Here is a 19,979-nt window from a genome sequence, read left to right as displayed (position 1 = left end):
ATATAATTAAAAACAAACATAGTTACAACAAGAGAATGTTTGTATGCTGATTTGTACTGTATTCCCTTATTCCATGTACTCTTTAAAAAACCTTACTTTTTAAAAAGTAAGGTTTTTTGTATTTATTCATTAGCGATATAAGCATTCTTATAAGTATAAACACCACCAAATTGATGCTTTTCAATTCCCTTTACGTAATCCTTTTGTACATATGCTGAACCAATATGATACAGCGGTGCTACAGCTGCATCTTCTAATAATACCTGCTCAGCTTCTAGCAATGCTCCCCATCGTTTCTCTGGTTCTAGTACAAAATCAGTTTTCGCTTTCTTTATTAATTCATCGAAACGAGAATTAGAGTAATTCATTTTATTATTCTGATTACCCGTCGTAAATAGCTCTAAGTAACTAATTGGGTCTTTATAGTCAGGTCCCCAATTTGCCATAGTTATATCGTAATCACCTGTTTGTTCTAACTGTAATTTTTGCTTAAATGGCTGTTGTTTAATTTGTATCGTTAATCCATGCAAATTCTTTTCTAAATCACCTTTTATATATTCTGCCATACGTTTTGCATTATCTTGTTCAAACGTTAAAAACTCGAAGTTTATTTGCTCTACTCCAAGCTCTTTTTTCGCTTCTTCCCAAATCTTTTTCGCATTTTGCAAATCATATGAAGAAAGATCTCCGTTTTCTTTTCTAAAATCTTTGCCAGTCTCTTCATTTATATGACCAACTGGTACAAGTCCGCTTGCAGGTTTTGCCCCGTTATTAATAAAGTGAGCAACGAAATCTTCTTTATTTAACGCTAATGAAATAGATTGACGCACTTTCTTATTTGCTAACGCATTATTTTTTTCATTAAAACGTAGCATAGCAATTCCAGGATCGCTCGACATATGTAATTCCTTATTCCCTTTATACTTGTCTACAAATTGAGAATTAATAGGCACCCGGTCCAAATTACCAGCTTCGTATAAATTAACAGCCGTCATTGTATCCTTTACAATTTGAAAGTTTATCTCGTCTAATTTCACTTTCTTTTCATCCCAATATGTAGCATTCTTCTTTAATTGAAACTCTTGTTCATGCTTCCACTTCTCTAATACAAATGGCCCGTTATATATGAGATTACTAGGTTCCAATGCATAATTCTTTCCTTGTTCTTTCAAAAATGATTCATGCTGTGGTAAGTAAATCGGCAATGCTAACAACTGTAAAAAATACGGAATTGGCTGTTCGAGTTCCACTTCTAACTTATAATCATTTATTGCTTTAACTCCAAGGTTATCAAGAGACATTGTTCCTTTATTAATTTCTTTCGCATTTTTCACATGAAAGAGCATGGACGCATATTGAGACGCTGTTTCAGGGGTAATTGCACGTTTCCATGCAAACATAAAATCATTTGCTGTTACATTGTCACCATTTGACCATTTTGCATCTTTACGCAAATCAAATGTATATTTTTTACCATCTTCACTTCTTTTAAACGATTTTGCTACCGCTGGAATAGGCTGATCTTGATCATCTAATACATACAACCCTTCAAATATGTTTTGCATAACGTGCGCTGACGTACCATCCATCGTTTTCGCAGTATCAAGAGAAGGAATTTCTTCTGATACCGTTACATTTAATACTTGTTTTTTTGCCTCTGTTTCGCTTTTATTCGCTTTATTATTACAAGCTGTTAATAATAAAGATGTAACAAGTGCCATTACCATTAAATGGCTCTTCTTTCGCTTCATGAATTGTTCTCCTTAATTATAAAATATTATAAAGCGTTATATATTATAGCAGAAATATGAACAGAAAGATGCGACATTCTTTTGAATATTTATTCGTTCAAGAAAAAAAGCTATCCTTTTAAAAAAGGATAGCTTTTTCAACTACATATAATTATCTATCTTTGCAAACCTCGTTTATATTGACTTGCTTCAAATATAATACGCTCTTCATCTAACGTTTTACATTCGCCATTCCAAACGACACGCTTACCGTTAATAATTACATCGCTTATATCTTTTCCACTAGCAGCATATACAAGGTGTGATAACACTTCATCCGCTGGTTGTAAATGCGGCTTATTAGACGGATCAATCGTAATAAAATCAGCACATTTACCAGCTTCAAGTGTTCCTGTTTGTTTCATCCCAATTACTTCAGCAGCTCCTTTAGTCGCAAGTGAAAGGGCTGTTTCAACCGGTAACGCTGTTGCGTCTTGGTGAATACCTTTTTGTAATAATGTTGCTATGCGCATTTCTTCAAACATATCTAAATTGTTATTAGATGCCACACTATCTGTTGCAATTCCTACTTTCATTCCTGCTTCTAACATCGCTTTTACATTCGCTATACCAGAACCTAGTTTTAAATTACTATTCGGGTTATGAGCTACTCGAACATCGTGTTCTGCTAAAAATGCACGCTCATTTTCATTTAACACTACACCGTGCGCAATGACTGTTGGGCGTTTAAACAGCCCGCAACTTGCTGCATATTCTACTGGGCGTTTTCCATACTGCGCTTCAATATCACGTACTTCACGCTCTGTTTCCGAAAGGTGAATATGAACCATCGTTTGATTTTCTACTGCAATACGTGCGCATTCTTCTAATAGTTCTGTGGAACATGTATATGGGCTATGCGGTGCAACCATCGTAGTTAACATACCACTTTCGTTATAGTAACGCTTCACATATTTCTCAGCTTCTTCAATTGCTTTCTTTTCATCTTCTTTCGTTCCAAAGCTAAATAAAGTTCTTGAAACAGCAGCTCGCATTCCACTCTTTGATACCGTTTCCATAATTGCATCTTGATCTACTCCAATTGGATTAAACATATCAGAGAATGATGTTGTACCACTTTTCACCATTTCAAGTAATCCTAATTCCGTACTAGCGACCGCAAGCTCTGGAGTAAATTGACTTTCAAGTGGCCAAATTCTTGTCTCAAGCCATGGCTGTAATAACATATCATCACCAATACCTCTTAAGAGACTCATTACAACGTGTGTATGTGTATTTACAAGCCCTGGTAAAACCCACTTTCCTTTCATGTCAATTACTTCATCTACTTCAAAATTATTAGCAAATTCTCCGCTTTTTACATCTATAATTTGATCATTTTCTACAATGATATATCCATTTTCTATCACTTCGTTTTGTTCATTCATCGTTACAATTGTAGCGTTTACATAAGTTGTTTTCAAAAGTATTTCCCCTTTCAACTCTATGAAGTTCCCTTTAATAAGTTACCACCATTATAGTAACTTATTAAAGATTAAGAGTCAAAAGATAATTTTAATTCTTTCTTTATCTTTTCCTTCAAAATGCTATATTGTTTTTCATTTGTATCCGTAAATGCTTCCTCCCAATTTGATTTCTCATCCATATAATTCAATTTTTCATTGAATTGAGTCTCTGTAAAATCAAACCTCTGCCCATCTATACAGTTATAAAAGTGCCACACTTCCCCGATTTTTGTCTTTTTGATTTTCCCTCCGTATATATCTTGAACGACTAGAGCCGTTACACCACACTGTCCCTTTGCTGGATTCTCAATTGTCCACTTTGAACTTGTTTCAATCGACCACGATTTTATTAGTGCTTCATATATTCTTTTTTCCTTTATATTATCCATTCTCAGCTTCTCCTACTATTAATAGTTTTACACATCATATTTCAAAAGAGGCAGTAAACGATCCTTAAAAACAGTTGATGGTGTCTCTCCTATTAACTCTGCTCCCATCTTCAGGTAATATCCTTTTGCATTCGGATCACTATCAATCGTAAAGCTTTTTAAACCTAATTCATTTGCTTTTTCTATTACATACTCCCAAAGTATTTTCCCGTAGCCTTTCCCTTTGTAACGAGGATGAATGTATAGGAAATCGAGAGCTTTATCATTTCGTAAAAATGAGAAAAATCCAATCTTCGTATTATCGTTTTCTAAAACATATACAAAATTATTTTTTATGTACTCTTCTGTAATTGTTAAATCTTCCTTACAAGCAAGTATGAATTCTTCACTATAGTTCCACGTTGCTTTTGAATATAGTGCAAGTTCACTTAATTCATTTGCTTCACTTAATAACGCTTTTCTTATCTTCATGATTCTTTCTCCTCACTTTCAATATGTAAACTACTAAATTGATTCGGAAAACACTTCAAAAAACCTTTTATTTTCATAGATTAGGGATAATTTTTATAAAACCAAAATGGCTGACCATATTATTGGTAACTGTTTGTAACAATTTCTTTAAATAAAAAGAACGCCATCCCTGAAAGTTGGCGTTCCCTTTTTCGAAAGTCTAATCTTCAAACTCAATCATTCGTTTTACTATTTCTTACGATACACACCTATACAGTTTCCACTACCGCTTCAAGCATCGTTCCATTTTTAGCATAATTCGTATGCCAAGAAAAAGCTTTTTCTAAAATATGAGGGGTTTGTCCACCTCTTGTTTTTGCTTCTTCGAAATAAGCTCGTAACTGGTCACGATACATTGGATGTGCGCAGTTCTCAATAATCAGTTCCACTCTTTCTCTTGGCGCCAGTCCTCTTAAATCAGCGTACCCTTGTTCAGTGACAATAACATCTACATCGTGTTCCGTATGGTCTACATGAGAGACGAAAGGAACGATACTTGAAATGTTACCACCTTTCGCAATCGATTTCGTAACAAAGATAGCTAGACGTGCATTTCTCGCAAAATCACCAGAACCACCAATACCATTCATCATTTTTGTACCTAAAACGTGAGTAGAGTTCACATTTCCGTATATATCTAATTCTAAAGCCGTATTAATCGAGATTAATCCGAGGCGGCGAATGATTTCAGGATGATTGGAAATCTCTTGCGGGCGCATCATTAATTTGTCACGATATTTTTCAAAGTTAGAAAATACTTGTTGCATTTTCTCTTCAGAAAGCGTGATGGAGCAGCAGGAAGCAAAATTGACTTTCCCAGCATCCATTAGATCAAAGACCGCATCCTGTAAAACTTCAGAATACACTTCTAAATCTTCAAACTCCGAATCTAGCATGCCGTGCAATACTGCATTAGCAACTGAACCAATTCCAGATTGTAACGGTGCTAAACGATTTGTTAATCGGCCTACTTTAACCTCTTCTCGAAGGAACTCTATTAAATGCTGTGCCATAATAACAGTTTCTTCATCTGGAGGAACAATTGTCGATGGCGAATCCAGTTGATTCGTAAACACAATTCCCTTCACTTTTTCAGCATCAATTGGAATACCGATTGTTCCAATTCGATCATCCGTTTTTACGAGCGGAATAGGGAGTCTTTCCCCTTGTTTACCTGGTTCATATAAATCATGCAGCCCCTCTAATTGCGTAGATTGAGCCAGATTCATTTCAATAATAATGGACTTAGCATTTAAGGAGAATGCTAAGGAATTTCCAATTGAAGTGGTTGGAATAATCATTCCATCTTCAGTAATCGCAACCGCTTCCAAGATAGCGAAATCTATATCCATAACGTCAGCACGAAGTAACTCTGCTGTATGAGATAAGTGCTGATCCACAAATAAAAAGTCTCCGTTATTAATTCCTTTTCGCATAGTTGCATCTGCTTGGAAAGGCAATCTTTTCCCTAAAATTCCTGCCTCAGCAAATAATTTATCTACATCCGAACCTAAAGAGGCACCTGTATAAACATTTACTTTAAAAGATTTATCATTCTTAACTCGGTTTACAAGTGCAAATGGGACTGCTTTTACATCACCAGCACGTGTAAATCCACTTAATCCTAAAGTCATTCCACTTTCAATCCATGAAGCTGCTTCTTCAGGTGTAACTACGCGATCTTTTAATCGTTGATCCCTAATTCTATCTAAATTATTTTCCATATGTAATCCCTCTCCCAATGAATATTCATAATTATTTTACACATTAACACCATCAAAATAGGGATTTTCTTACACAATGCCGAAAATTCAGATAAAACAGCGAATCTAGGTTCTAAAGTAGAAAATTTTAGAATCCTAGAAGCTTACGAAAATAACTGGCGTATGATTGACTTACTGGTACCCTCTCTCCGTTATCCATAGAAAGTAAAAAGGTAGAATGCGTATCAGGATAAATCGCTTTAATATGATTAACATTTACAATAAAGGAACGGTGGCATCTAATAAACGAATCTTTCGGAAGTAAGTATTCGAATTCTTGTAGTGAGTATTTATGTGTTCCTGTTAACTCTTCTGAATTCACATACGTCTTTTTATCTTTAGCCTCTAAATACATGACCTTTGAAAAAGGAACTGGAACCCATCCGTCTGTTGTTTTTAAAGTAACGACTGACTTACCATCCGTTAAAGCGGGATAAATTGCCGTCACACACCCTTCAATCTTGCCATTATTTGAAAATGGTACGGCCATTCCATGATAAGGAATACCGAAAACATCACGGTTAATAAACTCAGAGGCTTTTTGCTTCGTTACCATTGCTTTATGAGCAATCGTTCCTTCCTTAATAGGATCCCCGGCGCTAATCTTTAAATCAATTCGTTTACTTGGCCGATAGTAAATATATTCTTTCGTATTCGAAACGGCGATTGATATTTCATCTGAAAATAATTCCCCAACAACATCTAGTAGTATACCTAATGTTTTATCTTCCATATTATTAACACCTCATTCACTATTATACTACTATTATGATTTGTAAAACCGTTCAACAATTTGAACGGTTTTACAAACAATTTAGTTCACCTTAGCCCCATAACATCTTGCTACTGCAACTGCCTGTGCTATATCTAATTTCACGTTTTTTAAATCAAAACTTGTAAAATCAATTCGATCAACTACAGCTCCTCTTAAATCTGCGCCGCTAAGTTTCACCTTACCTAATTGGGCACCTGTTAAATCCGCTTCACGTAAATCTGCTTTTTCTAAATTACATTCATATAGGTCAGCTTCAATTAAACGTATACCCTTTAACATTTGTTTACTTAAGTTCGCAAACCTTAAATTCGTATATGACCAATCTCCCGATATTATAGTTATTCCGTCTAGATTCGCTTCTTCAAAATCAGAGCCAGTCATTTTACATTCTTCAAACTTCGATACAAATAAATTCGCACCAACAAACTTACAATTTGCAAATGTAGTTCCTTGATGGATAGAAGCGTTAAAAAGAGCACCCGTAAAATCACATTCTATGAAATTACAATTTTCAGTAGAAACTTCCGATGCATCTATCCCTCTAAAACGACATTTTAGGAACGTACAATTTTTCAATTCCTCTTCTTTAATCAAATCATGTTGAAAATCTATTTCTGTATACTCTTTATTTACAAATTCACTCATAACCATTCCTCCATTTCCTCAAAGAAACCTCACTTGAAAAAAGTGAGGTTTCTTCTCATACAATATGCCCATCTAACCAAGAAATCAAATCTTGAAATACTTCATCTCTATTTACTTCATGGAACATTTCATGTCTTCCATTTTCATATAAACGTAGTGTCACGTCTTTCACACCACATTTTTTATAGTTTTCGTATACTTCTTTTACACCTTTTCCCATATCTCCAACAGGATCACGGTCTCCAGAGAATATATGTATCGGAAGGGTTTTTGGCGTTTTCTTGTATTCTTCTAGTTTATTTACTTCTAATACACCAGAAAATAGTTCTCGATAAAAACTCGTCGTACAAATGAATCCACATAACGGATCCGCAATATATTTATCAACCTGATTATTATCTGAAGATAACCAATCAAATTTTGTACGATTTGGTTTAAAGTGTGAATTGAAGTTTCCGAAAGATAAAAAGTTTAGCATCGGACTTTTCGTTTTTTCCCCGCGTAATTTCATTTCAATTGTCGCTACTTTATGACCGATACTTCCTAAAAGCCCTGGATTTCCACCAGTTCCTGAAATAAGGAATCCATCATATAATTCACCTTTAAGTTGTACAGCACGTCTTGATAAAAAAGAACCCATACTATGTCCAAGTAAAAATAACGGGCATGTCCGCTCTTTTCTTATCGTTTCTGATACAAAGATAACATCAGAAACAGCCTCACTCCAACCTATATTTGGTTCAAAATGACCGTAATCCTCTTCTCTTTTCACTGTTTTCCCATGACCCTTATGATCATGCGCATAAACACCATACCCAGCTTCTAATAAAGCAACAATAAAATCTGTATAAACACCTGCATGTTCTGTCATACCATGTGCAATTTGAATAATCCCTTTTGGTTCACCTTCTGGTAACCACTTGCGTAAATAAATTTCCGATCCATCCAATGCCGTAACGAAACTTTCCTGTACGTTCATTTCGTCAGCTCCCAACTCTATTATGTATCTCAAAAAATGAATATCCATTCATTATCCTTATTATGTATTATATGCAATTGCTTTCATTATGACAAATGACGCACTTTTCCAATTAGCTCTTAAACTAATATATTGACGAACATAAAATAAAATTATATAGTTACTTACATAAAGTAATTATTATATTTTAGGGAGGTTACTATTATGATGCCATCATTATTTTTAGCACATGGATCACCGATGCTCGCTATTCAAGATACAGAATATACAAGTTTTTTAAAGACACTTGGAGAAACATATAAACCGAAAGCAATTGTTATTTTCACTGCTCACTGGGAAAGTGAAGTATTAACGATTTCCTCATCAGATAACGAATATGAAACAATTTATGATTTTGGAGGTTTTCCTCCTGAGTTATACGAAATAAAATATCGTGCGAAAGGCTCTTCTAACATTGCATCTATGTTAGAAACAAAATTTAAAAACAAAGGTATTCCAGTCCATCATAATATGACGAGAGGTTTAGATCATGGTTCATGGACACTCCTGCATCGTATGTATCCAGAAGCAAATATTCCTGTCGTACAAATATCAGTAAATCCTTTCCTTTCTGCAAAAGAACAATTTAAGATTGGAGAAGCATTAAAAGGACTTGGACAAGAAGATATTTTAGTAATCGGTAGCGGTGTTACCGTTCATAACTTACGAGCACTGAAATGGAATCAAACTACACCCGAACAATGGGCAATTGAATTTGATGATTGGATTATAAAACATATGCAGACTAACGATAAAGATGCATTGTTTAATTGGGAAAACAATGCGCCTCATGCACAATTAGCAGTACCAAGAGCAGAGCATTTTGTTCCTTTATTTATCGCTATGGGCAATGGTGAAAATAGCGGTGAAGTCATTCACCGTAGTTACGAGCTTGGTACATTAAGTTATCTATGTCTTAAATTTTAAAGAAAAGGATGAAGCAATCGTTGCTTCATCCTTTTTTCATTCACTTAGTTAACTAACTTCCAAATGTTGTTTCTCTGATACTTCTTCGTTCTTATTATGAAAATAAACCCAAATACACGCGATAAATAATAGTGATGAAGTAGAGAAGAACACATATTGGAATCCTGCATGTGCTGCAATTTGCCCCCCGAGTACTGGACCAATCATATTTCCTAAAAACTGAAACGATTGATTATATCCAAATATTCGTCCTGTAACGTGGGTTGGTGTATGTTGTTTTAGTAGAGTTTGTACGGAAGGTAATAATCCTGCTTGTGCGATACCTAATAAAAATCGAAGAATTAATAGTTGCCAAGCTGAGGTTACAAATGCTTGCGGGATAAAAATAACTCCTGCAGCAAACAACGCTACAACTAACGTTTTTTGAGGACCGATTTGATCTGATAATCGTCCTAATCTTGGTGCTGTCAAAATAACTGCTAATCCTGTCGCTGACATAACGGCACCCGCAATTGTTTCAATATGCGCAGTTTGAGGACCAACTAAATTTTTCACGTACAATGTAACAATTGGCTGAACAGACATATTAGCAAGTTGAATAATAAATGTTGTTACAAATAAACTAATAATTAAATGTTTTGCTGGGACCATCGTCCACACTTTTTTAGGTTGTACTTTTTTTGCTTGAGCGGAGTGATTTTCTTCATGTAGGAAGAAAAAAACGATGAGAAAGGAAAGGAATAAAAAAGCTCCTGTAACAAGAAAAACATGGCGCATTCCAATTAACTCAGACAAATACCCTCCAAGTAATGGACCAAGTAACGAGCCACTCACGCCACCAGTTGAAATTGTAGAAATTGCCCAACCTGAATGTTCTTTCGGAGTTTCTGCTGCGATGAATGTCATCGCCGTTGAAAGGAAACCAGATACTGCTCCCATCAAAAATCTTAGTGCGACTAGTTGATACACATCCGTTACAAACCCCATAAGCGTCATAATAATCGCCATACCAAGGCTAGCACGAATAAGCATCAATTTCCGTCCATGTATATCACCAAGCTTTCCCCATATTGGTGATACGATCGCACCCATTAAAAATGTTACACCAAATGCAAGTCCCGACCACTGTGCAATACTAGAAGTGCCAGTCACACCTAATTCCTCAATATAAAAAGATAAAAAAGGAATTACTAAACTCATACCGGCTGCAGTGGTAAAACAACCTAGCCAACAAATCATCAAATTTCGTTTCCAGCTGGCCATTTTCACACCTTCTTTCTTTAGATACCCATTCTACACCCTTTTATATAAAAAGTTTAGTAATTTGCTTTATTTGTAAGATTTACTACAAAACCCGCTATTTTCTAGTAAAAATCACTACAATCCCACATTTTTTTCATAATAAAACCAACTCCACCTAAATGAAGTTGGTTAATAATCCATTATCGGTATTAAACGTGCATTACAACATCGCTCATAAAACTCAACTGGACCCGCTTGTCCAATAATTGCATATTCATATCCCTCTTGCTTCATACTATGCAGACTACACTGTAACAATTGCTCCCCTACACCTTTCACACGATTTTGTTTCGCTGTGCCCATTGGACCAAACAATCCTTTTTTTCCTCTCACTACGTCATAACAAGCAAAACCTACTATCACTTCTTCTTGTTCTGCTATATAAATAGGTAAATTTTCTTTATATGTACGAAATCCATACGCTATCGAATGCAGCCAACGTTCACCAAATTCCGACTCAACAAAACTTGCTAATTTTTCGAAATCAGAAGAGTTAGCCTTTCTAACATTACAAGTTAAATGCTTATAAGTCGGAATAAAATATTTTAAATCGACCGCTAAATCTCTTGGCTCAGCTATAATGCGTAATATGTCTTTATGTATTTGTGGATTTTCAATAAACGTATCCGCGCGAAAGAGTGCATATATAACATGTCCTTCATTCATTAATACTTGCTGGAAATGTTTCATACGTTTCTGCGCTATTTGTAAAATTTCTAACACCTTATAAGATAACTTATATTGTCCTATTTTTTTATACCCTTGATCCGTTAAATCATCTTGTTTTCGTATTGAAAGTTTTTCTAAAAAATCCGTACTCACGTTACGAAACAAATACATATACAACTCGCTGCAAACGCCAGTACCTTCTTTACACATACCTATAAACAGATGAGTTGGTTGAATAATATTACATTCTGCCTCTTCTGCTGCAATCTGTAATATGTTATGAACACGTTTTGTAAATTTATATTCCTCCATATGTATCTCCATCCCCTACTACTTTACTAGTAAACCGTAACCATAAATAAGTGAAACGATTATTCCAACTACCACTATACCTGGCAGTAAATTTGCCACCTTAATTTTAATAACACCAAGTAAGTTCAATCCAATAGCGGCTATCATAATGCCACCTGTAGCTGTCATTTCGACTATAAATTGATTCATTAATTCTTTCGGGACCAAACTATTAATTTGTGTTGCAAAAACCGCAATACCTCCTTCGTATAAAATAACTGGAATCGCCGAAAATACTACACCAATCCCTAAAGTTGTCGTTAATATAATAGAAATAAACCCATCGATAATCGCCTTTGTAAATAAAATATCATGATTTCCGCGAATACCACTGTCGAGTGCACCAAGTATCCCCATCGCACCAATTGCAAAAATAAGTGTAGCTGTTACAAAACCTTCTGAAATGCTCCCTTTCCCTTTCGATCCAACTTTATTTTCTAGCCAATCTCCTAACAGTTTTAACTTTCCCTCTAGTTGTAGCCACTCCCCAATTACGGTACCAATCACTAAACTTAAAATGACAACAAGAAAATTTTCACTTTTCAATGCCATTTGAAGTCCAAGTACAGTAACTGCTAAACCGATTGCATGCATAATTGTTCCCTTCATACTCTCTGGAATCCTACTAAATAATTTACCTAGTAAAGTACCAAATATAATACAAACCCCATTTACAACTGCTCCTAATATAACCATTTCTTATTCTTCACCCTTCGAATTCTTTATTTCTATATTTTGGTTTATTCATTGATTTACAGGTTACCTATATGTTAACTTAATATTGAGAATATTAACAAATATTTTCCACTACATAAGCCGCAATTTTTTGTAGCTATACATAAAATGAAACTTTAATTAGCGCGAGTTTTACTGCCCACTAATTGCGGGATAAACTCAAAAGGGAAGGTATTTATGAAAACTTTACTAAAACGATTTCTGTTAATAGCCTTTTGCATTACACCAATTGTTGTATTAATTAACTACTCTTTTACTTCAAAGGCGAAAGACAAACCCGATTTGCAAAATAAATCTAGTAAAACCGCTTCAAAAATTGAAAAGAAAATAGAAGACCCGGAAATTACCCTCACCTTCTCTGGTGATACAATGTTCGATTGGCAATTACGTCCGGTCATTGAAAAAAACGGAGCTGATTATCCATTCCAACATGTAAAAGAAGAAATAACAAAAGCTGATATTTCTTTCGTTAATTTAGAGTCGGCATTTACAACGAGAGAAAAGAAAACTCCTGGACAACTGTTTTGGATTAAAAGTGATCCATCCACGCTTCAAGCCATTAAAAATACTGGATATGACATCGTAAATATCGGGAATAACCATACACTTGATTATGGGCAAGATGGATTATTAGATACGATCTCTCACGTAGAAAAATTAAAGTTCCCTTACATTGGAGCCGGAAAGAATGCAAAGGATGCATATACTGCACGAGAAATGAATGTAAAAGGGAAAAAGTTCAAATTTCTTTCCTTCGTTCGATTTATGCCTGATACGAATTGGGTAGCTGGTGATAATAAACCTGGCGTTGCGAACGGATATGATTTAAATCTTGTAACAAAAACAATTAAAGAGCAAAAGAAAGATGCAGACTATTTAATCATCTATATGCATTGGGGCGTTGAAAAATCAAATCGTCCGGTAGAGTACCAAAAACAATATGTACCTAAAATGGTTGAAGCAGGAGCTGACGCGATTGTCGGGAGTCACCCGCATTGGTTACAAGGATTTGAGTATTATAATAAAGTTCCTATCGCTTATTCATTAGGTAACTTTTTATTCCCAAGTTATGTGAGTGGGAAAAGCGCTGAAACTGGCGTATTAACTTTAACTTTTAAAGGAAAGGATGTCCAAATGTCATTCAATCCTTACATCATTCGCAACAACCAAGTTTCCCCTGTAAATGAGGAAGAAAAGAAAAAAGCTCTACAATATTTACAAACGATTTCAACTGATGTAGAAATTGATCATACAGGGAACATAAAAAACAAACGAAACTAGACAGCGCAAAATCTATTTCTCTGTAACATACTTTACAGAATAGGTGATGAACATGCTGAAAGACTTATTAGAAAATGTAAGTTTGTTAGAGAACATTTATAAAATGTCTATAGCCGTTCTACTTTTATGTTCAGTTTTTTCTGTTAGACTTCTAAAAAAAATAAAACGTGAACGAAAACTTACTACCTTTGAATTTACTATGTATATAATCATTCGTATTGCGATACTCTTTTGGTTAACTAGCTTTATCCTTCTTGAATATGGAAAATATATAGTTTAATTATAAAAAGATAGATACAAGCAGCATTTCCGCTGTTTGCATCTATCTTTTTTATTTCTGGTACAACTGTATGTTACCTCTTTCCTTTTATTAAATAAGTAAATCAAACAAAATAGGATTTTTATTAAGCTCCATAAATTGAATATTATTTTCTTTAAAACGAGTAATTAGTTGCTCATAATCCTCTTTATGTTTTAACTCTACTCCGACTAGTGCTGGGCCATTTTCTTTATTATGTTTCTTAATATACTCAAAGCGCGTAATATCATCTTCTGGCCCTAATCCCTTATCAAGAAACTCTCTTAGTGCACCTGAACGCTGCGGGAATTCAATGATAAAATAATGCTTTAACCCTTCGTAAATGAGAGAACGTTCTTTCATCTCTTGCATTCTATCAATATCGTTATTTCCACCACTTAGCGTACATACAACTGTTTTACCTTTTATTTCATCTCTATATAAATCAAGCGCTGCAATAGATAGTGCACCAGCCGGTTCAGCTACAATTGCATTTTTCTTATACAGTTCTAAAATCGTCGTACAAACCTTTCCTTCTGGTACTAAAACAATATCATCAATTACATCTTTACAAGTTTCAAATGTTAACTTCCCTACCTTTTTAACAGCTGCCCCATCAACAAAACTATCTATTTTCTCCAATGCGACATTTTCATTTTGAAGAAAAGCCTCTTTCATAGATGCAGCTCCCATGGGTTCTACACCAATGATCTTTGTAGCAGGACTAACACCTTTAACATATGTACCAACACCTGATGCTAACCCACCACCTCCAATTGCTGTAAAGATATAATCAACTGGTTTCTCCAGATCATGCATAATTTCAACTGCCACTGTTCCTTGACCAGCAATAACATACGGATCATCGAACGGATGAACGAAAGTCATTCTATTTTCCTCACAATAGCGCTGTGCTTCTTGGAACGAGCTATCAAATGTATCACCAACTAATACAATTCCCGCAAAATCACCACCGAAAAATTGTACTTGCGATACTTTTTGTTTAGGTGTCGTTGTTGGCATAAAGATTTTTGACGGAATCTTCAATAAATTACACGTATAAGCAACTCCTTGTGCATGATTACCAGCACTTGCACAAACAACACCGTTTTGTAATTGTTCTTTCGATAAACTTTGAATTAAATTGTACGCACCACGAATTTTGAAAGAGCGAATTAATTGTAAGTCTTCTCGTTTTACATAAACGGCACAATCATATTTCTCAGATAAAACTGTATCACGTTGTAACGGTGTTTTAATAACGATATCTTTCATGCAATTATGTGCCATTAAGATATCTTCAATTTTCACTCTCTCCTTTACCTTTTGCACCATTTCATATCATCCTTATCTCTTTTAAATTGGCTCAATCAAAATCCGGGATTTTTAGAACTGCACCTGTATTCGCCGATGTTACCATCTGCGCATAACGTCCAAGCCAGCCAATTTTCACTTTCGGTTCTGGTCGTTTCCATTCTTTTTTACGCTTATCTAATTCTTCATCACTAACTCTTACTTCTAACAATCTTTCCTCAACATCGATACAAACGATATCCCCTTGCTTGAGAAGTGCAATCGTTCCGCCCGCAGCTGCTTCTGGCGAAATATGCCCTACCGAAATACCACGTGAAGCTCCAGAAAAACGTCCATCCGTTAATAGCGCAACATCTGCACCTAATCCCATACCTGCAATCGCTGAGGTTGGTGCTAACATTTCCGGCATACCAGGGCCACCTCTTGGTCCTTCATAACGAATAACAACTACATCGCCTTTCTTAACTTTCCCAAGCATAATGCCCGCAAGCGCCTCATCTTGTGAATTAAAAATAACGCAAGGTCCTTCAAATCGTTTTACTTCGGTTGCCCCACTTTTAATAACTGCCCCATCTTTCGCAAGATTTCCTTTTAATATACGTAATCCCCCTTCTTCACTATGAGGGTTTTCGAGAGAATGAATAACTTCCTTATCTTTAATCTCTGCATGAGCAATGTTTTCTCTTAATGTTTGCCCAGTAGCAGTAATACGGTCTAAATGAAGCACCCCTTCTTTTCGGCTCATCTCTTTCAAAATTGCACTAATTCCGCCTGCTCGATCAATATCCTCCATATGCCAATTGGAGGCAGGACTTACTTTACATAAATGTGGTACACGTCTTGAAACGGCATCAATGCGGTTCATATCGTAATCTAAACCCGCTTCTTGTGCGAGCGCTAACGTGTGCAACACTGTATTTGTTGAACCGCCCATCGCCATATCAAGCGCGAACGCATCATCAATTGCTTCTTCCGTTACAATGTCTCTTGGTTTAATATCTCTTTCAATTAAAATCTTTAATTTCTCTGCTGCTTGTTTAATTAATTCTTCACGTCTTGGATCAATAGCTAAAATACTTCCGTTACCAGGAAGAGCTAAACCTAATACTTCACATAAACAGTTCATAGAGTTTGCTGTAAACATACCGGAACAAGAACCACAAGATGGACAGCCATGATCTTCAATATCCTTTAATTCTTCTTCTGAAATTTTACCAGATTGATAAGCTCCTACACCTTCGAAAACAGAACTTAAATCGACAACGTCTCCTTTTGACGTTTTTCCAGCCGCCATCGGACCACCTGAAACAAAAACAGTTGGAATGTTAATACGAAGTGCAGCCATCATCATACCAGGTGTAATTTTGTCACAGTTTGGAATACAAATCATGCCATCAAACCAATGTGCATTTACAACTGTTTCTACTGAATCTGCAATGATTTCACGACTCGGAAGTGAATAACGCATACCGATATGCCCCATCGCAATACCGTCATCTACTCCAATTGTATTAAATTCAAATGGAACCATACCTGCTGCACGCACTGCTTCTTTAACAAGTTTCCCAAACTCATTTAAGTGCTTATGACCTGGAATAATTTCAATAAAAGAATTACAGATAGCTATAAACGGTTTATCAAAATCTTCATCTTTCAAACCAGTTGCTTTTAATAAACTACGGTGCGGCGCTTTATCAAAACCTTTTTTAATCATGTCACTTCTCATCTTGTCAAATCCCCTCTTACGTATTTTTCACTTACAATCGCTTACTCTATTTCTTTACTAATTCTTTCGGTGCATGAATCCAGCTCATCATTTCACGAAGCTCTGTCCCTACTTTTTCTAACTGATGATTTTGCTCTGCTTTTTTCATCGCATTATATGTTGGACGCCCAGCTTGATTTTCTAAAATCCATTTCTTCGCGAATTCACCTTGCTGAATTTCTGTAAGTACTCGTTTCATTTCTTTCTTCGTTTCATCTGTAACAATTCTCGATCCTGTTACATAATCTCCAAACTCAGCTGTATCGGAAATAGAATGGCGCATATTCGTTAAACCACCTTCGTACATTAAATCAACAATTAACTTTAATTCATGCAAACATTCAAAATATGCAATTTCAGGACGATATCCGCCTTCTGTTAATGTTTCAAAACCAGCTTTCACAAGTGCAGTTACCCCGCCGCAAAGCACCGCTTGCTCACCAAACAAATCTGTTTCTGTCTCTTCTTGGAAAGTCGTTTCAATTACACCTGCGCGTGTACAGCCTACACCTTTTGCATACGCTAGTGCTACACTTAATGCCGTTCCCGTTGCATCTTGATGTACTGCTACTAATGCCGGAACACCATTTCCTTCTTGGAATACACGACGAACGAGATGACCTGGACTTTTTGGTGCGACCATTGCTACATCTACGTAACTTGGCGGATTAATTTGTCCGAAGTGAATATTAAATCCATGTGAGAAAAGTAACATTTGTCCTTCACGGAGATTCTCTTCTACTTCTGCTTTATACACATGTGCTTGCTGTTCATCTGGCAATAACATTTGTACAACTTGCGCGGTTCGAACTGCTTCTGAAACAGACATTACTTCAAACCCATCCGCTTTTGCTACTTCAAAAGACTTACCATGTCGAACACCAACTACTACTTCCACACCAGAATCACGTAAATTTTGTGCCTGTGCATGACCTTGAGATCCATAACCAATTACTGCAACTGTTTTCCCTTGTAATAACTCTACATTTGCATCTTTCTCATAATACGTTTTCATATCCATTCACTCCTTATAGTTTATTTACTTGCAGTACATCAATTAATTTTTTTAACTGACCAACAAGTAATCTCGCTTCATTTTCAGTACAAACTGCTGTGAGTTTCATTTCAGAAACGCCATTAGTATCTCTTTCGTTTAAATGTAAAGAAGAGATATAATAACCACGCCGAGCAAAGATCCCACTTATACGTAATAAGACGCTTGGCTCGTTATGAATAACGAGTGAAAAAGTATGACTCATTCTTCCCACCTCTTCATAATCATTTCGTTATTCCCTTTGTTTGGCGGAACCATCGGAAATACGTTTTCACCTTCTTCTACACAAAAATCAACTACAACAGGACCTTTATGAGCAAATGCTTCTAACATCACTTGTTTCGCCTCTGTTGAATTTGTTGCTCTTAACCCCTTCACTCCATAAGCTTCTGCCACTTTCACAAAATCTGGCGATCCAATTTTTGATTCTGATAACCGATTTTCATAAAACATTTCCTGCCATTGCCTTACCATCCCTAAAAATTTGTTATTTATAATAAATACTTTTACAGGGATATTATTTTCAGCAACTGTTTGTAATTCTTGAATGTTCATTTGAAAAGAAGCATCACCTGCAATACAAATGACGAGTTCTTCTTCTTTCGCAAGCTGAGCACCAACTGCCGCCGGGAAGCCAAATCCCATCGTCCCTAATCCACCTGACGTTAGAAAAGTCCTTGGGTTTTTCGCTTTATAAAAATGCGCAGCCCACATTTGATGCTGTCCTACTTCTGTCGTAACAATCGCTTCACCATTCGTTAATTCACTTACTAGGCTAATAACATGCTGTGGTTTTAACTCACATTCTGTTTGATTGTAGGAAAGAGGATATTCCTCCTTCCATTCCTCTATTTTCGTAAGCCATTCATTTGTTTGTGTATCAGTCGGCATATGTAACAACATATGTAACGCTTTTTTCACATCTCCAACAACCGGATACTCCACAGTTACATTTTTATGAAACTCAGACGGATCTATATCAATATGTACCTTTTTCGAATGCGAAGAAAAGAGTTCTAATTTTCCTGTTACACGATCATCGAAGCGAACACCTAACGCGAGTAGTAAATCACATTCTGTTACTGCCATATTTGCAGCATACGTTCCATGCATGCCGAGCATTCCTAAAAATAACGAATCTCCCGGTGGATATGCACCAAGTCCCATTAAAGTGGAAACGACAGGAATACGATTCTCCTTCGCAAACTGAGTGAGTTCTTCAGAGCCACCTGCATGAATGACACCTCCTCCGATATAAAGAAGTGGACGTCTTGCTTTTGAAATGGCTTTAGCTACCTCTCTAAGCTTCATACTGTCTGGCATAGGCTCTAGTTTGTATCCTGGAATCTCAATTACTTCATTATAAAAACTTGTTACATTTTCATTTTGAACATCTTTTGGAATATCAATTAATACTGGTCCTGGTCGCCCGCTTTCGGCGATGTAAAAAGCTTCTTGTACAATGCGTGATAAATGATTCACATCACGAACTTGATAATTATGCTTCGTAACAGGTACTGTAATCCCGACAACATCTGCTTCTTGAAATCCGTCTTTTCCGATGAGAGGTTTTGCAACTTGCCCTGTAATAACAACTAAAGGAATCGAATCCATATAAGCATCTGCTAAACCCGTAACTAAATTTGTCGCCCCTGGTCCAGAGGTAGCAAAGACTACCCCGACCTTTCCAGAAGCTCTTGCATATCCTTCTGCCGCATGAATAGCAGCTTGTTCATGACGAGTTAATACGTGCTTCAAACCACTTCCGTATAACGCATCGTATACCGGCAAAATCGCTCCGCCCGGATAACCGAAAACAGTCGTTACACCTAATTTTTTCAAACATTGAATAACGTGTCCGGCACCTGTCACTTCTTCACAATGCAATTTCTCACATGCTGTATGCTGCTCCATTTTACTTAACTCC

The 19,979-nt window shown here is 36.0% G+C and carries 19 protein-coding genes; 3 read left to right on the top strand and 16 right to left on the bottom strand.

Annotated features, from left to right (window positions below; all coding sequences use genetic code 11):
- Positions 1 to 122: 122 nt before the first annotated feature.
- The 8 genes from DN392_RS21815 to DN392_RS21780 all read right to left on the bottom strand — a co-directional run bounded on the left by DN392_RS21815 (position 123) and on the right by DN392_RS21780 (position 8,317).
- On the bottom strand, positions 123 to 1,751 hold the full coding sequence (locus DN392_RS21815; RefSeq protein WP_061673172.1) for a peptide ABC transporter substrate-binding protein: 1,629 nt from the start codon (positions 1,749 to 1,751) through the stop codon (positions 123 to 125).
- Positions 1,752 to 1,906: 155 nt separating this feature from the next.
- A complete protein-coding gene (locus DN392_RS21810) occupies positions 1,907 to 3,232 on the bottom strand; it encodes a bifunctional S-methyl-5'-thioadenosine deaminase/S-adenosylhomocysteine deaminase (protein WP_142292453.1) in 1,326 nt (441 codons plus the stop codon).
- Between the two features lie 53 nt (positions 3,233 to 3,285).
- The gene (locus DN392_RS21805) at positions 3,286 to 3,645 is read right to left on the bottom strand and encodes a YunG family protein (RefSeq protein WP_061673174.1); all 360 of its coding nucleotides are present in this window, start codon (positions 3,643 to 3,645) and stop codon (positions 3,286 to 3,288) included.
- 27 nt (positions 3,646 to 3,672) lie between these two features.
- A complete protein-coding gene (locus DN392_RS21800; protein WP_061673175.1) occupies positions 3,673 to 4,116 on the bottom strand; it encodes a GNAT family N-acetyltransferase in 444 nt (147 codons plus the stop codon).
- Between the two features lie 248 nt (positions 4,117 to 4,364).
- Complete coding sequence (locus DN392_RS21795) at positions 4,365 to 5,879, bottom strand: acetyl-CoA hydrolase/transferase family protein (RefSeq protein WP_061673176.1); 1,515 nt, start codon at positions 5,877 to 5,879, stop codon at positions 4,365 to 4,367.
- A gap of 127 nt (positions 5,880 to 6,006) precedes the next feature.
- Positions 6,007 to 6,651, bottom strand: coding sequence for a LytTR family DNA-binding domain-containing protein (locus tag DN392_RS21790; protein ID WP_000389700.1), 645 nt, complete (start codon positions 6,649 to 6,651; stop codon positions 6,007 to 6,009).
- A gap of 81 nt (positions 6,652 to 6,732) precedes the next feature.
- The gene (locus DN392_RS21785; protein ID WP_001288918.1) at positions 6,733 to 7,338 is read right to left on the bottom strand and encodes a pentapeptide repeat-containing protein; all 606 of its coding nucleotides are present in this window, start codon (positions 7,336 to 7,338) and stop codon (positions 6,733 to 6,735) included.
- 55 nt (positions 7,339 to 7,393) lie between these two features.
- Entirely contained in the window at positions 7,394 to 8,317 is a 924-nt protein-coding gene (locus tag DN392_RS21780) for an alpha/beta hydrolase (protein ID WP_064056717.1), read from the bottom strand.
- 204 nt (positions 8,318 to 8,521) lie between these two features.
- Here DN392_RS21780 and DN392_RS21775 point away from each other — a divergent pair, with 204 nt between their 5' ends.
- A complete protein-coding gene (locus DN392_RS21775) occupies positions 8,522 to 9,283 on the top strand; it encodes a DODA-type extradiol aromatic ring-opening family dioxygenase (protein WP_000982937.1) in 762 nt (253 codons plus the stop codon).
- Between the two features lie 48 nt (positions 9,284 to 9,331).
- Here DN392_RS21775 and DN392_RS21770 read toward each other — a convergent pair whose 3' ends face one another.
- The 3 genes from DN392_RS21770 to DN392_RS21760 form a co-directional block, all read right to left on the bottom strand.
- On the bottom strand, positions 9,332 to 10,546 hold the full coding sequence (locus tag DN392_RS21770) for a multidrug efflux MFS transporter (RefSeq protein ID WP_061673177.1): 1,215 nt from the start codon (positions 10,544 to 10,546) through the stop codon (positions 9,332 to 9,334).
- Positions 10,547 to 10,714: 168 nt separating this feature from the next.
- Positions 10,715 to 11,566 (bottom strand): GNAT family N-acetyltransferase, encoded by an 852-nt coding sequence (locus DN392_RS21765; RefSeq protein ID WP_061673178.1) that lies wholly within the window; start codon positions 11,564 to 11,566, stop codon positions 10,715 to 10,717.
- Positions 11,567 to 11,584: 18 nt separating this feature from the next.
- On the bottom strand, positions 11,585 to 12,301 hold the full coding sequence (locus DN392_RS21760) for a DUF554 domain-containing protein (protein ID WP_000236059.1): 717 nt from the start codon (positions 12,299 to 12,301) through the stop codon (positions 11,585 to 11,587).
- A gap of 216 nt (positions 12,302 to 12,517) precedes the next feature.
- On the opposite strand from DN392_RS21760, the gene DN392_RS21755 reads away from it, so the two are divergent.
- Together DN392_RS21755 and DN392_RS21750 are read left to right on the top strand one after the other, a co-directional pair.
- On the top strand, positions 12,518 to 13,621 hold the full coding sequence (locus DN392_RS21755; RefSeq protein ID WP_064056720.1) for a CapA family protein: 1,104 nt from the start codon (positions 12,518 to 12,520) through the stop codon (positions 13,619 to 13,621).
- A 52-nt stretch (positions 13,622 to 13,673) separates the two neighbouring features.
- Positions 13,674 to 13,901, top strand: a complete 228-nt coding sequence (locus tag DN392_RS21750; protein WP_064056721.1) for a hypothetical protein — start codon at positions 13,674 to 13,676, stop codon at positions 13,899 to 13,901.
- A gap of 90 nt (positions 13,902 to 13,991) precedes the next feature.
- Here the strand turns inward: DN392_RS21750 and ilvA are convergent, their stop codons facing one another.
- The 5 genes from ilvA to ilvB are packed head-to-tail and all read right to left on the bottom strand — an operon-like array spanning position 13,992 to position 19,966.
- Positions 13,992 to 15,254: a threonine ammonia-lyase IlvA gene (gene ilvA, locus DN392_RS21745; RefSeq protein WP_064056722.1), complete on the bottom strand. Its 1,263-nt coding sequence runs from the start codon at positions 15,252 to 15,254 to the stop codon at positions 13,992 to 13,994.
- A gap of 31 nt (positions 15,255 to 15,285) precedes the next feature.
- Positions 15,286 to 16,959, bottom strand: coding sequence for a dihydroxy-acid dehydratase (gene ilvD, locus DN392_RS21740; protein WP_064056723.1), 1,674 nt, complete (start codon positions 16,957 to 16,959; stop codon positions 15,286 to 15,288).
- 46 nt (positions 16,960 to 17,005) lie between these two features.
- Complete coding sequence (gene ilvC / locus DN392_RS21735; RefSeq protein WP_061673180.1) at positions 17,006 to 18,013, bottom strand: ketol-acid reductoisomerase; 1,008 nt, start codon at positions 18,011 to 18,013, stop codon at positions 17,006 to 17,008.
- Positions 18,014 to 18,026: 13 nt separating this feature from the next.
- Positions 18,027 to 18,257 carry an ACT domain-containing protein gene (locus tag DN392_RS21730; RefSeq protein ID WP_002108560.1) on the bottom strand — a complete coding sequence of 77 codons (231 nt, stop codon included), beginning with the start codon at positions 18,255 to 18,257 and terminating at the stop codon, positions 18,027 to 18,029.
- Entirely contained in the window at positions 18,254 to 19,966 is a 1,713-nt protein-coding gene (ilvB, locus tag DN392_RS21725) for an acetolactate synthase large subunit (RefSeq protein WP_000434918.1), read from the bottom strand. The genes DN392_RS21730 and ilvB overlap by 4 nt, the downstream gene beginning before the upstream one ends.
- Positions 19,967 to 19,979: the final 13 nt, after the last annotated feature.

The sequence above is a fragment of the Bacillus sp. BB51/4 genome, assembly GCF_008368845.1.
In the GTDB taxonomy this organism is placed as follows: domain Bacteria; phylum Bacillota; class Bacilli; order Bacillales; family Bacillaceae_G; genus Bacillus_A; species Bacillus_A wiedmannii.
The sequence above is the reverse complement of the archived record's forward strand: the minus strand, read 5'-3'. Positions and strand labels throughout refer to the sequence as shown.